The organism is Pedobacter sp. TM02, assembly GCF_059705275.1.
This window is the reverse complement of the sequence record NZ_AP046530.1, coordinates 16,776-31,743: the sequence shown is the minus strand read 5'-3', so window position 1 is coordinate 31,743 and position 14,968 is coordinate 16,776. Positions and strand designations below refer to the sequence as shown.

The window sequence follows — 14,968 nt, the reverse complement described above, 5'->3', positions numbered from 1 at the left end:
ATACATGAAAACGACTATCACAGGTAAAAACTTAATCGAAATTGGTTTTACCGAAGGAAAAATTGTAGGCTTGGCACTGGAAATCATCAATGCCAGCTTTAAAGAAAATACAACCGAAGAGGTATTAGCCTTATTTAAAAAAGTAAAGGACTACCCAGAAAGCTTTTTGGATGATCCGGTTTTAGATGCTTTGGCCACAGCCATGATCGAAGAAACCAAAGCCCCTATCGACGACACGATTGCCTTAACCGAAAAAACAAAGGCTTATTCAGTTTTTGGTGCCGATTATATCGATGAAGGCGCAAGAGAGCAAATGAATATTGCGATGAGATTGCCCGTAACCGCAGCCGGCGCCTTGATGCCCGATGCGCACCAAGGTTATGGCTTGCCTATTGGTGGTGTTTTGGCCACCCGCAACGCAGTTATTCCTTACGGCGTAGGGGTTGATATTGGTTGCCGTATGGCCTTGAGCATTTTCGACATTCCAGAAAAACATTATTTTGGAAAAGATGCCATGTACAAACGGGAATTGATTGCCCATACCAAATTCGGTGCCGGACATAGCTTTAAAGGTCAAGAACGCGCCGAGCATGAGGTGTTGGAAAACGAAGCCTTTAGGGTCACTCCCTTTTTGAAACATTTGCATGGCAAAGCATGGAGTCAATTGGGAACATCGGGTGGTGGCAATCACTTTGTAGAATGGGGCATTATAGACTTTGCTGAGCGCGACGAGGAATTAAACATCGACAAAGGAAGATATGTGGCCTTGTTAACCCACTCAGGTTCGAGGGGATTGGGCGCAACCATTGCCAATCATTACACCAATTTGGCCAAGGACATTTGTAAATTACCAAAAGAGGCTATTAATCTCGCCTATTTAGATCTCGGCAAAGCGGAAGGCCAAGAATATTGGATCGCCATGAACTTGGCTGGTGATTATGCCTCGGCTTGTCATGAGATTATCCATAAAAAATTGACAAAAGCTATTGGTGCCAAGGTATTAGCTAGAATAGAAAACCACCATAACTTTGCCTGGAAAGAAAGCTGGAAGGGTGAGGAAGTTATCGTCCACCGAAAAGGAGCTACACCGGCAGGTAAAGACGTAATGGGGATTATTCCAGGGAGCATGACGGCTCCCGGCTTCTTGGTAAGAGGAAAAGGTGATACTTCGGCGATCAACTCTGCATCACATGGTGCAGGCCGTCAAATGAGCCGAACCAAAGCCATACAAAATATTACGCGCGCTGAAATGAAGGCCGTTTTGAAAGACCACGGAGTAACGCTGATCGGCGCAGGCTTAGACGAAGCCCCAATGGCCTATAAAGACATCCATAAGGTAATGGCCGCGCAAACCGATTTGGTAAATGTAGTAGCTAAATTTGAACCGAAAATGGTGCGAATGGCCGATGATGGTTCGAGGGAGGATTAATTGTTTTATTATCCTTTAACTAGGAATGCCAAAAAGGCCCCTTCTAATTGGAGGGGCCTTTTTGTATTTGTCATTCTGACAACAATTACTTCAACTTGCTCAAGGCAGTTGCTATGCGAGGAATCATATTGTTGATATCAGCCAAAGAACAGCCGCCAATCGAGGCGCGGAACCAAGGCATATTTTCTTCGTTGCCAAAAGCCGAGAACGGCACCAGAGCTGCCTGAGCCTCTCTAATCAAATAGAAATTAACGTCGGCACTGTCTTTGAGCAAATCGCCAGCTGGTGTAGTTTTACCAATATAATCGATTTTTAAGGTCAGGTAAATGGCGCCCATCGGCACAACCGCGTCAACGTTGAAGCCATCAGCTTTCAGCTTTTGAAAGCCATTATACAATGCATCTAAACTAGTTTGGATCTGGGCTTTAAAATCACCCAAGAAATGATCAACCTGCGTTTTATCTTTAAAATAGCTGGCTACGGCAACCTGTTCGGCCTTGGGCGCCCAGGCGCCGATATGGCCCAACAACGATTTCATTTTGCCAATGATGGCTTCTGGTCCGAATGCCCAGCCCACGCGCACGCCTGTAGAAGCCAAGCACTTCGAAATGCCGTCAATATAAATGGTATAATCTTTCAATTCTGGACGTAAGCTTACCGGATTAACATGCTCCTTGCCAAAAGTAAGCAACGAGTAAATCTGGTCGTACATAATGTACAGTGGCTTTTCATCTGCTCCGCGCGATTTGTTTTCTTCAATTACGATATCGCAAATCTCTTCCAGCTGCTGCTGGGTAAACATGGTACCGGTTGGATTGAGCGGCGAACACAAAGCCAACAAAGTAGCGCCTTTTAAATGCGGCTTCAGCTGGGCCGCTGTAGGCATGAAGTTGTTTTCTACAGTGGTTTCAACAGCTACGCCATTGGCCGAAGAAAGGTGGCAATAATGGTTGTTGTTCCACGATGGCGCCGGATAAATCACTTTATCTCCCGGGTCGATCAAGGCCAAGTAGGTAGCATAAATCAAAGGACGAGAACCGCCTGCCACCAAAATATCTTTTACGGTATAATCTAATTGATAACGATCGGCCAAAACACCTGTAATGGTCTCGCGTAACCCCAAAATACCATCAGCTGGCGGATAATTGGTGTGTCCCTGATGATAGGCCTCTACAATAGCGGTTTCTAATGCTTCTGGGATTGGGAAAATCGACGAATCAAAATCTCCGATGGTCAGATTGGCAATTTGGGCACCCTTTCGCTTCAGCTCGTTTACTTCGTTTCCGATTTTGATAATCTCCGAGCCGATAAGCGTGTTCGCTAATACTGATACATTCATATTCTTATGGTTTTTATTAAAAATTTTGCGTCGCTCGCCTTTGCGAGGAACGAAGCAATCTCATAGGTTCCTTTTTATTCGCTCAACAGTTTTTCTATGGCCGCTCTTACTTTGCCAAAGTTAAACTGGCTCAATACCTCATTCATCATTTCCTCTATCTGGTCGTTGCATAAATTGCCGATGCTGCCTTCATGGGTATGGTTAACTTGCTTTTTAGGCTCAAAAGTGCCGTTTTCTATCGATTCGCCAACAATTCTGTAAGCTTCCCTAAACGGTATGCCACTCAAGGCCAAATCGTTCACCACATCGACGCTAAACAGGTAATCGTATTTTTTATCGTTCAGGATGTCGTCTTTTATCGTGATGTTTTGCAACATGAACGTGGTCATTTCCAGGCATTCGTTAAGCGATACAATCGCCGGAAAAAGGTTTTCTTTAAGCAACTGCAGGTCGCGATGGTAGCCCGATGGCAAATTGGTAATCATTAGGGCAATTTCGTTGGGCAAAGCCTGGATTTTGTTGCAACGCGAACGGATCAGCTCAAAAACATCGGGGTTTTTCTTGTGGGGCATAATGCTAGAGCCCGTGGTCAATTCGGCCGGAAAACTGATGAAGTTGAAATTCTGATTGATGAACAAACATACATCCATAGCCATTTTGGCCAAAGTTGCCGCTACCGCCGACATGGCCTGCGCCAAAATTCGTTCGGTTTTGCCCCTGCCCATCTGTGCATAAACCACATTGTAGTTCAGCTTGTCGAAGCCCAGCAATTCGGTGGTCATGGTTCTATTTAAAGGGAACGATGAGCCATAACCGGCAGCCGAACCCAAAGGATTTTTGTTGCAAATCTTATAGGCGGCCAGCAGCAGTTCCATATCATCGGCCAAGCTTTCGGCATAGGCGCCAAACCATAATCCAAAAGACGATGGCATGGCAATTTGCAAGTGGGTATAACCAGGCAATAACTTGTCTTGATGGGCGTTGCTCAACGCTATCAGTTGCGAAAAAAGGGCTTCGGTATTAGCTACCATTTCTTGGATGCAGGACCTGAAATACAGTTTTAAATCAACTAATACCTGGTCGTTGCGTGAACGGCCGCTGTGTATCTTCTTGCCGGCTTCGCCAATACGTTGCGTTAACAGCCACTCTACCTGCGAGTGTACGTCTTCAACGCTGTCTTCGATGGCAAACTCGCCTGCCTCAATTTCAGCATAAATGGCTTTTAGTCCGGCTTTTACCTGCGCCAGTTCTTCGGCGCTTAGCAAATTGATGCTGGCCAGCATTTCTACGTGGGCCAAGGAGCCCAGCACGTCGAATGCCGCCATTTGTAAATCAAGTTCTCGGTCTTTGCCTACGGTAAAAGCTTCGATTCCTTTATTGACTTCAATATTCTTTTGCCAGATCTTCATTGCAGATGGATGTTATCGGTATTTGCTACTATTTTTAATCGATACAAAAATACAATAAATACAACAGAATAAGGAATTAAGCCTTCAGCCACAACAAACGCAACTTTATTGCAAACAAATGCGCTGTTCCCCTGATTAATTCGTGCGAAAGTTTTATTTTAGCAAAATCAAAACCTTAATTATGAAGAAATTAAACTTTGTTCTATTGATGCTGGTTGCCGCTTTTGCCCAAAAGGCATTTGCGCAACAAAAACCGGCACTAACTTGGAAAGATGTATCCAAGTGGTCGTACAACCGTGGCAGTACCCTATCGGCTGATGGCCAATGGTTTGCCTGGTCGAGCGGGCCAACGGAAGGCGACCTGAAAATGACCATCCGCAAAACCATGGATACGCTCCACTACACTTATCCCATAGGCGCTACCCCAAACAGCCTTACTTTTTCTAAGGATTCTAAATATGCCGCGTTCAAGGTTTCGGCCAAAGATGCCGAGGTAAAGGCCGCGCGTAAAACCAATAAGCCCCTGTACGATAAACTCACCTTGGTTTCGTTGGCCGACAAGAAGGAAACTTCTTTTGACAGGGTAAGAACCTTCAGTTTTTCGGGCGAATCGCCTTCGTGGATTGCCATCCAGTTTGCCGCGCTCGAAACAGCGCCTAAAGGTAAGGACGACGCCAAAGGAACCGATGTGTTGCTGTATAACCTGGCCACCAAAAAAAGCTTCAACCTGGGCAACGTAGGCGAATATGCCTTTAACAAAGCCGGCGATAAACTAGCTTACACCGTTGATGCCAATGGCCAAAACGGCAATGGCGTTTTTATCAGGGACATGAAAACGGGTTTAACCACTGCTTTAGACAATGATAAAGCCACTTACAAAAGCATCAACTGGAATGAAGAAGGTACTGCATTTGCACTTTTAAAAGCCAACAAAAACGAAAAATACAAAGACGATGTATACAGCATAATCGGCATCAATAAAATTAACGGCGATTTAACGGCCAAAGTCGTTTACAACGGCATTGACGACAGCGCTTTTCCGAAAGGCATGGGCATCAATACCAATGCTGGGCCTTATTGGGCTGACGATCAGAGCTCCTTGTTTTTTGGCATCAACATCCTAGATAAAAAGGAAGACAAAAAAGACGAAAAGAAGGACGAGAAAAAACCGGAGGGTAAAGCCGACAGCACCGCCAAAGCCAAACCAGAAGTAAAACCAGAGCCTAAAAAAGAGGATATCGAAAAACCAGACATGATCATCTGGAACTGGCAGGATAAACGCCTGCAATCGGCGCAGCAAACGCAGGAAATGCGTGATAAAAACTTCAGCTATACCAGTTCTTACCGCGTGGCCGATAAAAAGTTTACCCAACTGGCCGATAGCAACATGCGCTCGGTGATGGTGGCACCAAAACAGTTGTATGCGGTTGGCTACGACAACAGCAAATATGAGCTGATGGGCAATTTAGATGGCCAAAGCTATACCGATATTTACCTGATCGACCTTAAAACCGGCACCAAAAAACGCTTGTTTGAGAAATTATACAATGGTGGCCGTTTATCGGTAGCGCCAAATGGCAAAATAGCCAGCTATTACAACGATGGTGTGTTTTACAGCATCGATTTTGAGACGGGAAAAATAGCGAACTTAACCGGCAACATCAAAGCTTCGTTTATCGACGAGCTAGACGACCATAATGTCAGCAAACCGGCTACACAAAGCTTCGGCTGGTCGAGCGATTCGAAATATGCCCTGATCAAAGACAACTACGATTTATGGAAAATCAGCGCCGACGGCAAAAGTGTTGTCGCGCTATCTGATAACTGGAAAGCCAAAAAATCGGAAGTAATGGGCCGTATGCGCATTTATCCCGACGAAAAAGGAACCGACCTGAGTAAGGACCAATATTTTAGCGTATTCAATGTAAAGGATAAAAAAGCGGGCTATGGCTATCTTCCGGCAGGAAAAAACAAAATAGAAATCCTGTTTATGGACGACAATTCGTACGGTGCATTGGCCAAGGCCGAGAACGGCAAAACCTTTGTGTACACCAAAAGTAATTTCGAACAATCGCCTGTTGCCTTTGCCAGTAATGCCGGTAATTTAAGTGGCGCCAAACAGGTAAATACCAATACCCCAGACCAAGCCAAATATGCGTGGACATCGGGCGTAAAATTAATCGATTATGTAAGTGCCAATGGCGATTCGTTACAGGCTGCTTTATACTTGCCGGCTAACTATGTTGCTGGAAAGTCTTACCCTACCATTACCTACATCTACGAACGCCTAACCGATGGCCTTAATAATTATGCCATGCCTAGTTTCCCAGGTGGTGGCTTTAACAAGGCTATGTACTTGAGCAATGGCTATGCAGTGTTAGAACCAGATATCAAATATAAACTGAACGATCCGGGCATGTCGGCGGTGGCTTGTGTAGTCCCAGCCGTTAAGGCTGCGATTGCGACGGGTATTGTTGATGGAAAAAATGTAGCGATCCACGGACACTCATGGGGCGGTTACCAAACTTCTTTCCTGATTACGCAAACCAATATTTTTAAAGCCGCGGCGGCGGGTGCGCCATTAACCAACATGATCAGTATGTACAGTTTAATCTACTGGAACAGCGGTGGCACCAACCAGGCCATTTTTGAAGCCAGCCAAGGCAGGTTAACTCCAGGCTACTGGGATAACTGGGATGCCTTTACCCGCAACTCGCCTATTTACCACATTAAAAAGGTACAAACGCCTTTGCTATTGTTGCACAACGATAAAGATGGTGCGGTTGATTTTACCCAAGGCATCGAGTACTACAACGGTTTAAGAAGACTGAACAAACCGGTAGTTATGATTACTTACCGAGGCGAAAACCATGGCATTGCCAAACTGCCTAACCGCAAGGACTACGCCGTGCGTATGCTTGAATATTTCGATTACATGCTGAAAGGCAAGCCTGCGCCAGAGTGGTGGAGCAAAGGCATAAACCGATTGGATATGGAGAAACATTTAGAAGCCCGCGCTTTTGAGGAAGCTCCAGGAAATAAATAGTAAACACAAAGCCCCGGAAAATTTCCGGGGCTTTGTGTTTATTGTTGGTTTCTTACCACTCTATTTAAATCGCTGGTGAAGAACGTCAACCACAGCAGTGCGTATTGTTGGTCGGGATATGCCATCCCGATCTAATTAGCTCCGGATTTGCAATCCGGTTTAGTTTAAATGTTCTCATTCTTCACCAACAAATGCTTATGTCCGACTTGATCCGGTATCTTTCTCGAGTTAGATTATAGCTCTTGTTGGCGTTTGTTATTTTTCCTCCCCCTACCCCCTCCAAAAGGAGACAGATGTGTTGCTAGAGAACTACCGGCTTCAGCATATTGATGTAGCCTGCAACGCCTTCGGCAATTTCGCGGACGTAGATAAACTCGTCAGCCATATGCGACCGCCCCGAGAAACCTGGGCCTACCTTAACTGATGGAATATCCAGCAAGGCCTGGTCTGAGGTAGTCGGTGAGCCATAAGTGGTGCGCCCCAAAGCCACGCCTGCTTTTACTACAGGGTGGTCTTTATCAATAGACGATGGCTTCAAGCGAATGGAGCGTGGGGTTACATCGCACCCAACATTGGCGCGGATAATTTCCAATACTTCTTCGTTGGTATAGGCATCGGTTACACGTACATCAACCGTAAAATTACAGGTAGCAGGCACGACGTTGTGCTGCGAGCCGGCATTGATAATGGTTACGGTCATTTTTAACGGGCCAAATACTTCCGAAACTTTGGGAAACTGATAATTCCTGAACCATTCGATATCCTTTAGTGCTTTATAAATGGCATTCTCGCCTTCTTCGCGCGCGGCATGGCCTGCTTTCCCGTGCGATACGCAATCGAGCACCAGCAAGCCACGTTCGGCAATAGCTAAATTCATTTCGGTAGGTTCGCCAACAATACCAAATTCAAGCTTGCCCAAATCTGGCAGTACCAGTTCCAAGCCATTGTTGCCCGAAATTTCTTCTTCGGCTGTGGCCGCCAAGCAGATGTTGTATTTCAAATCGCTTTGCGGATAGAAATAAAGAAAAGTACCGATGAGCGAAACCAAACAGCCACCGGCATCGTTGCTGCCCAGGCCAAAAAGTTTATCGCCTTCGATGGCGGCATCGTAAGGGTCGCGGGTATAGCCCGAATTAGGCTTTACGGTATCATGATGCGAATTGAGCAGCAAAGTGGGCTTGGCCGGATCGAAATGCTGGTTATAAGCCCAAACATTGTTGAGCTTTCTGTAGATTTTAACGCCTTTGTCTTCCAAAAACTGCGCAATCAAATCGGCGGTTTGGTCTTCTTCCTTGCTGAAAGACTGGATACGGATCAGTTGCCGTAATAAATCCAGGCTTTCTTGTTGTATTTTTTCAATCATATCGTATCGAGTAGCTAGTATCGCGCATCAAGATTTGACAGCACGAACTAGTGATTATCAAAATTTTACCCTTCTTTTGTGTACAAATTTCCCGCTTTGAGGGCCGAGAGTTTAATGCCTTTGATCAACGACGAACTGAAGCCGTTATGCTCCATTTCGTTGAGGCCGGCAATGGTACAACCTTTGGGCGAAGTTACTTTATCTATTTCTGATTCTGGGTGGGTTTTGTGCAATAAAAGCAAATCGGCAGCCCCTTTGGCGGTTTGAACAGCCATTTTCAGGGCTTCGTTGGCATGGAAGCCAATCTCTACGCCACCCTGGGATGCCGCCCGGATGGCCCGCAAAAAGAAGGCGATACCGCAGGCACACAAAGCTGTGGCCGAAGTCATTAAATCTTCGTTGATCTTCACCACCGAACCCACTGTTTCGAACATCTGCGTCACTTCCGCCAGGTTATTGGCCGAAGCATTATCGCTAGCTATGCAGGTCATGGATTGGCCAATGGCGATAGCCGTATTTGGCATAGACCTGACCACTTGCACCTCGGCACCGAGCTTTTCTTTGATGGCCGCACAGCTCACCCCCGAAATTACAGAAATAACCAAATGCTTAGCCGGATCGATTGTGGGTTTAATTTCATCCAAAACTGCATTCAACTGTTGGGGGAGCACAGCCAAGATTACAATGTCTGCAGTTTTAACCGCTTCGTTATTATTGTTGCTGGTTTGAAATCCTGCTTCCTGGTAGGGCTGCAGCTGCGCGAAGTTGCGGCGGGTTAGGGTGATGTTTCCTGCTTGTACAAAGTTGGCTTTGACCAAGCCTTTGGCTAGCGACAAACCAATGTTTCCACTTCCGATAATGGCTATTTTTTTCATGTCATTGTGATTAGAATATAATTTTTAGGTGAATTTTCGAGGTTGTTGTTACAGCGATGGGCTGCAAAACAGGATGTGCGAAGTTATTGGAGACATTTTAAGCATCTCCAAACCCCTGGCAACAAGGTCTGAATTTATGGCAACATTTTGGTACCGAAAAGGCCCGTTGCCAACTCGGGGAGCTCGTCGGCTTTGCCAATGAAAACTGCACCCACGCCTTTTTTGATGGCATCGAATGCATTTTCCAGTTTGGGGATCATGCCTCCGGCTACGGTGCCATCGGCTTTGAGGCCAGCAAATGCTTCGGCCTTGATTTCTCTTACCACGGAGGCCTCGTTGTGGATGTCTTTCAGCACGCCTTTTTTCTCGAAGCAATACACCAATTGGGTTTCGTACAAACCACACATGGCCACGGCTATAGCCGAAGCAATGGTATCGGCATTGGTATTGAGCAGTTGCGAATGTCCATCGTGGGTAATGGCGCACAATACCGGCACCATGCCGGCCTTAATCAGGTTGTCTAAAGTAGCCGACGACACAGAATGCTCATGGAGGTCGCCCACATAGCCATAATCGATTACAGCGCCTGCCTGCGGGCCAGGAGGCGCGCCATGGGTTAGGGTTTTAACCGGACGTTTGGTGGCTTTGATTACGTTGCCATCGGCACCGCTTAAGCCAATGGCATTGCAGTTTTTGGCCTGTAGCTGCGCCACCATGTTTTTATTGATCAGCCCGGCATAAACCATGGTTACGATCCGCAGGGTTTCGATGTCGGTTATACGGCGGCCATCAACCATTTGGGCTTCGATGCCTAAAGAATGGCCGAGTTCGGTTGCAATTTTACCCCCACCATGTACCAAAATCTTTGCACCGGGCAATGCCGTAAAATCTAACAGAAACTGATGTAGATTTTCGGAGTTGTCGATTACGTTTCCTCCAATTTTGATGACGGTGAGTTGGGTTTTCATATGCTTATTTTTTACGGCTCCCGAAGCACGCAAGCTCGGGATGACGGTTACAGTTTCTCTAACATAGCCTTAAGTACCGTTTGTGCGGCCCAAAGCCTATTTCCGGCTTCATGAATAACTAACGAATTTGGCCCATCCAAAATTTCGGACGATAGTTCCAAATCTCTACGAACCGGCAGGCAGTGCATGACCTTGGCATGATTGGTGATTTGGAGCTTTTCGTTGTTCATCATCCAACCGTCGGGGTAAGTTAACACTTTTCCGTATTCTTTGTAGCTGCTCCAGTTTTTGACATACACATAGTCTGCACCAGCTAGCGCTTCTTCCAAATCGTATTCGATTTTTGCACCCGGCGTAAAGTCGGCGGCCAGCTCATAACCTTCTGGCTGTGCAATGGTAAAATCGATCATGCCATCTTGCTGCGCCTTGCACATCCACTCGGCAAAAGAGTTGGGTACGGCTTGTGGCAAAGCTTTTACGTGGGGCGCCCAGGCCAGCACCACTTTTGGTTTGGTGCCTTTGTTGGCCCAAGTTTCATGGATGGTGATCAGATCGGCAAAACTTTGCAGGGGATGGCGCGTAGCGCTTTCCAAGCTGACCACGGGTACGGCGCAGTACTTTACAAATTTATTGAAAAAGTCTTCGCTGTAATCCTCCTCACGGTTGTGCAGCTTAGGAAAAGAACGGAGGCCGAGGATATCGCAATACATGCCCATTACGGCAGCGGCTTCGCGAATGTGTTCTACGGTAGTGCCGTTCATTACTACGCCGTCTTGCGTTTCTAAAGCCCAGCCTTCTTTGTCCATGTTCATTACCATCACATTCATGCCCAGGTTTAAGGCCGCTTTTTGCGTGCTTAAACGGGTACGCAGGCTTGGATTCATGAAAACCAGACCTAAAGTCTTGTTCTTGCCCAGCGACTGGTGTGCATAAGGGTTGGCTTTTAATGCCAAGGCATCGTTTACAAACTGTTTAATGTCGGGGACATCGTGTACAGATGAAAAAAGTTTCATGTTAATACGGTTAATGGGTCTGAGGTGTAGGCCTAAAGGCTTCCCCTACACTGCCTCTTCAAAATTTCAAAAAATCTATTTTACTAGTTTACCAAATGCGGTCAAAAATTCATCCGCCTGGGCTTTGGTTAAGTTCAAGGCCGGCAATAAGCGGATCACGTTGGGCTTGGCTTCGCCGGTAAAGATGAAATGCTTAAACAGCAAATCCTTCTTCACATGTGCCAGCTCTTCTGGCAGTTCGATGCCAATCATCAGCCCACGGCCGCGCACTTCTTTTACCTGCTCAAATTTTCTGAGTTCGGCAATCAGGTAATTGCCTACTTCTTCGGCATTTTTCATGAGCTGATCTTGGTCCATAATTTCGAGCACGGCCAAGGCTGCCGCACAAGCCAAATGGTTACCGCCAAAAGTGGTGCCCAACTCGCCATGCCAAGGCTTAAATTTTGGCGCAATCGAAATTCCTGCTACCGGAAACCCATTGCCCATGCCTTTGGCCATGGTGTATACATCAGCTTCTACGCCTGCATAATCGTGCGAATAGAACAAACCTGTACGGCCATAGCCACATTGAACGCTATCGGCAATATAAACAGCGTTGTATTCGTCGCAAAGCGAGCGGATTTTTTGCAAAAAGCTTTTAGAGGCTTCTTTAATGCCACCCACACCTTGGATGCCTTCGATCATTACCGCTGCAATTTCGTTGCCTTGTGCCTTGAAGGTTTCTTCTAAGGCCACTTCGTTATTATGCGGCAAGAAAATCACATGAGGGTTTTCGTTTACCGGTGCTACTATTTTGGGGTTGTCGGTAACGGCTACAGCCAGCGAGGTGCGTCCGTGGAAAGCGCCTTTGAAAGCGATTACTTTCTTACGTCCGTTGTAAAACGAAGCCAGTTTTAAAGCATTTTCGTTGGCTTCGGCACCAGAGTTGCATAAAAACAACTGATAGGCTGGCTTACCCGACACCTGGCCCAATTTCTCAGCCAGCTGTACCTGCAAAGGAATTTTTACGGAGTTGGAATAAAAACCAACCTTGCCCAATTGATCGGTCAGGCGACCAACATAATGCGGGTGGGTATGGCCGATGGAAATAACGGCATGGCCGCCATACAAATCCAAATATTGTTGCCCATTGGCATCCCAAACATGGCTGCCTTGCGCTTTTGCAATTTCTATATCGTTAAGTGGGTATACGTCGAATAAGTTCATTTTTTTAAGGTTAAAGGTTGAGGGCGGGAGGGCTGAAGGTGCATACTGCTTAACCTTTTCCCTTGCCTCTCAAAAATTTAATAAATGCGATTAACATCGCCTTAATTTCATTTGCATTTTTATTTACTTCCGTATATAGATCTTCTTTAATATAATTTAGATCACGGATTAAAATAAAAATATATTCTACTTCTTTCGCAGAGCCAAGCGCATTATCCAGATAACTCACAAAATCCTTATCCGTATGTTTGCCACTTCCCTCCACAATATTTAGCGGGATTGAATAGGTTGCCCGCCGGACTTGCTGAGTTAAAGCAAATCTTTCTTCATTAGGCATAATAGGCAGGATTTCTCTGTAGACTTGCAACGTAAACAAATGTGCTTTTTTCCAAACGTCTAATTTTTGATAGTCTCTCATGATATATGTTTTTTAAGGTTTATGCTATCTTCCGTCTGTTTTCTACTTTACCTTCTGCCTTCCTGCCCTCACGCTTCCTGCCTAAAAATTTGAGGCTTTGAGTTTCAGTCCAGTACTTTCCTCCAGTCCAAACATCAAATTCATATTTTGTACGGCTTGGCCACTGGCGCCTTTCAGCAAATTATCAATAATGCTGATAACGAATAGTTTATTGCCGTGCTTCTCTACATGCACCAAGGCTTTGTTGGTATTCACCACTTGCTTCAGGTCGATGTTCTTTTTGCTGACATGCGTAAACGGCTGCGAGCTGTAGTAGTCTTCATAAAGCTGTTGTGCCTCCTCCAAAGTTAGATCGCTATCAATGTAAATCGCGGCTAAAATGCCTCTGGTAAAATCGCCACGCTGCGGAATAAAGTTAATGGCTTCCGCAAACGACGGCTGTAGCTGCACCAAGCTTTCGCCAATTTCGTTCAGGTGCTGGTGTTCAAAAGCCTTGTAAACCGAAAGGTTGTTGTTTCTCCAGCTGAAATGCGACGTAGTTGATAAGCTTTGTCCGGCACCGGTTGAACCCGTAGTGGCGTTGATATGCACTTCGCCGTTGAGCAAGCCCTTGGCCGCCAAAGGCAACAAGCCCAATTGGATGCATGTGGCAAAACAACCTGGATTGGCTATATTATTGGCCGTTTTGATGGCCTCGCGGTTTAATTCCGGCAAACCGTAAATGAAGTTGCGAGTTGCGATTTGTGAGTTACGGGTTAACCTGAAGTCTTGCGAAAGATCGATGATTTTTACATGCTCGTTAATCGAATTGGTCTCTAAGAACTTTCTGGCATCGCCATGGCCTACGCATAAAAACAACACGTCGATGTTTTGCGAAATTTCGTTGGTAAACCTCAAATCGGTATCGCCCAACAAATCGGTATGTACATCCGAAATCAGGTTACCTGCATTGCTGCTGCTGTTTACAAAAGCAATTTCTACCTGTGGATGGTTCACCAAAATACGCAGCAATTCGCCACCTGTGTAACCTGCGCCACCAATTATGCCTGCTTTGATCTTGTTCATCTTTATGGGTTTATAGCTATTCTGTAGAGCAGAAAATCTGTCTCTGGTTCTTGTTTTTTAAATCCGATGGCTTCGTACAAGCTTTGCGCGGTGTAGTTATCAACCGCTGTTTCCAGTTGTACAAACTTCGAACCCCTGGTCTTGGCAAAATCCATCGCAATTTTGATCAGCTTTTCGCCAATGCCTTGTTTGCGGTAGGCTTCGTCTACATACAAATCGTTTAAGATCCAGTTTTGCACCAGCCTTACCGATGAGTATTTAGGGTAAAGCTGCGTAAAGCCCACCGGTTTTTGCGCTTCGGCATCCAGGGCTACAAAAATGATCGATTCGTTGTTTTGCAAACGCTCGTTGATAAAGGCCTGCGCCATCCCGATATCCGAAAACTGCTTGTAGAATATTCGGTATTGATTAAACAGTCCAACTACGAGGTTGGCTTCTGTTTTGTCTATTTGTTTGATTTCAATCTTACTCACAATCGGTTCTGTCGTTTTGGGTTGATGGATAAGAGAACAGCACAAACTCCAAATCCTGCATAGTGGCATTTATGATTTGATGCGGCTGTCCGGCTTTGATCTGTAGGCCTTCTTGCGCATTGACAACATGGGTTTCACCATCAACCAAAAAAGTGGCCTGTCCTTTCAAGATAAAGAAAAATTGTGTAGCACGGATGTGGAAATGCAGTTTTTCGGCAGTTTGGGCAGGCATCAATTCTTGTTTAATGACCGCATCATCGCCGACAACAAAGTTCCATCCATCGCAGTTATTGCCCCATTTGTAGTGGCTTAAACAATTTTCTTTGGAAAGGATTTCGTTCATCTTTTTAAGGTTGAAGGCGGA

Annotated in this window: 13 protein-coding genes; 2 read left to right on the top strand and 11 right to left on the bottom strand. The window is 45.8% G+C overall.

The genetic code is table 11. The features are described 5' to 3' along the window. The first annotated feature begins 4 nt into the window (after nucleotides 1-4). Nucleotides 5-1,429 carry an RtcB family protein gene (locus tag AC6H1S_RS00140; protein ID WP_497564698.1) on the top strand — a complete coding sequence of 475 codons (1,425 nt, stop codon included), beginning with the start codon at nucleotides 5-7 and terminating at the stop codon, nucleotides 1,427-1,429. 85 nt (nucleotides 1,430-1,514) lie between these two features. Here the strand turns inward: AC6H1S_RS00140 and AC6H1S_RS00135 are convergent, their stop codons facing one another. Beyond that, the gene (locus AC6H1S_RS00135) at nucleotides 1,515-2,768 is read right to left on the bottom strand and encodes a pyridoxal phosphate-dependent aminotransferase (protein ID WP_199137717.1); all 1,254 of its coding nucleotides are present in this window, start codon (nucleotides 2,766-2,768) and stop codon (nucleotides 1,515-1,517) included. 74 nt (nucleotides 2,769-2,842) lie between these two features. After that, nucleotides 2,843-4,177 (bottom strand): argininosuccinate lyase, encoded by a 1,335-nt coding sequence (argH, locus tag AC6H1S_RS00130; protein WP_497564697.1) that lies wholly within the window; start codon nucleotides 4,175-4,177, stop codon nucleotides 2,843-2,845. A gap of 181 nt (nucleotides 4,178-4,358) precedes the next feature. Here argH and AC6H1S_RS00125 point away from each other — a divergent pair, with 181 nt between their 5' ends. Continuing rightward, entirely contained in the window at nucleotides 4,359-7,223 is a 2,865-nt protein-coding gene (locus AC6H1S_RS00125) for a S9 family peptidase (protein ID WP_497564696.1), read from the top strand. A 301-nt stretch (nucleotides 7,224-7,524) separates the two neighbouring features. On the opposite strand, the gene AC6H1S_RS00120 is transcribed toward AC6H1S_RS00125, so the two are convergent. From AC6H1S_RS00120 to AC6H1S_RS00080, 9 genes are all read right to left on the bottom strand, one after another. Next, nucleotides 7,525-8,586 (bottom strand): M20 family metallo-hydrolase, encoded by a 1,062-nt coding sequence (locus AC6H1S_RS00120; RefSeq protein WP_199137714.1) that lies wholly within the window; start codon nucleotides 8,584-8,586, stop codon nucleotides 7,525-7,527. Nucleotides 8,587-8,651: 65 nt separating this feature from the next. After that, a complete protein-coding gene (gene proC / locus AC6H1S_RS00115) occupies nucleotides 8,652-9,461 on the bottom strand; it encodes a pyrroline-5-carboxylate reductase (protein ID WP_497564695.1) in 810 nt (269 codons plus the stop codon). A 134-nt stretch (nucleotides 9,462-9,595) separates the two neighbouring features. Then, on the bottom strand, nucleotides 9,596-10,429 hold the full coding sequence (gene argB / locus AC6H1S_RS00110) for an acetylglutamate kinase (protein ID WP_199137711.1): 834 nt from the start codon (nucleotides 10,427-10,429) through the stop codon (nucleotides 9,596-9,598). Between the two features lie 47 nt (nucleotides 10,430-10,476). Next, on the bottom strand, nucleotides 10,477-11,442 hold the full coding sequence (locus AC6H1S_RS00105; RefSeq protein WP_199137709.1) for a Rossmann-fold NAD(P)-binding domain-containing protein: 966 nt from the start codon (nucleotides 11,440-11,442) through the stop codon (nucleotides 10,477-10,479). A 75-nt stretch (nucleotides 11,443-11,517) separates the two neighbouring features. After that, the gene (locus AC6H1S_RS00100; RefSeq protein ID WP_497564694.1) at nucleotides 11,518-12,648 is read right to left on the bottom strand and encodes an aspartate aminotransferase family protein; all 1,131 of its coding nucleotides are present in this window, start codon (nucleotides 12,646-12,648) and stop codon (nucleotides 11,518-11,520) included. Nucleotides 12,649-12,697: 49 nt separating this feature from the next. After that, on the bottom strand, nucleotides 12,698-13,066 hold the full coding sequence (locus AC6H1S_RS00095; protein WP_497564693.1) for a four helix bundle protein: 369 nt from the start codon (nucleotides 13,064-13,066) through the stop codon (nucleotides 12,698-12,700). A gap of 81 nt (nucleotides 13,067-13,147) precedes the next feature. Next, complete coding sequence (argC, locus tag AC6H1S_RS00090; protein ID WP_497564692.1) at nucleotides 13,148-14,131, bottom strand: N-acetyl-gamma-glutamyl-phosphate reductase; 984 nt, start codon at nucleotides 14,129-14,131, stop codon at nucleotides 13,148-13,150. A gap of 2 nt (nucleotides 14,132-14,133) precedes the next feature. Continuing rightward, nucleotides 14,134-14,604 carry a GNAT family N-acetyltransferase gene (locus AC6H1S_RS00085; protein WP_497564691.1) on the bottom strand — a complete coding sequence of 157 codons (471 nt, stop codon included), beginning with the start codon at nucleotides 14,602-14,604 and terminating at the stop codon, nucleotides 14,134-14,136. Then, nucleotides 14,597-14,947 (bottom strand): cupin domain-containing protein, encoded by a 351-nt coding sequence (locus AC6H1S_RS00080; protein ID WP_199137701.1) that lies wholly within the window; start codon nucleotides 14,945-14,947, stop codon nucleotides 14,597-14,599. The genes AC6H1S_RS00085 and AC6H1S_RS00080 overlap by 8 nt, the downstream gene beginning before the upstream one ends. Between the last annotated feature and the right edge of the window lie 21 nt (nucleotides 14,948-14,968).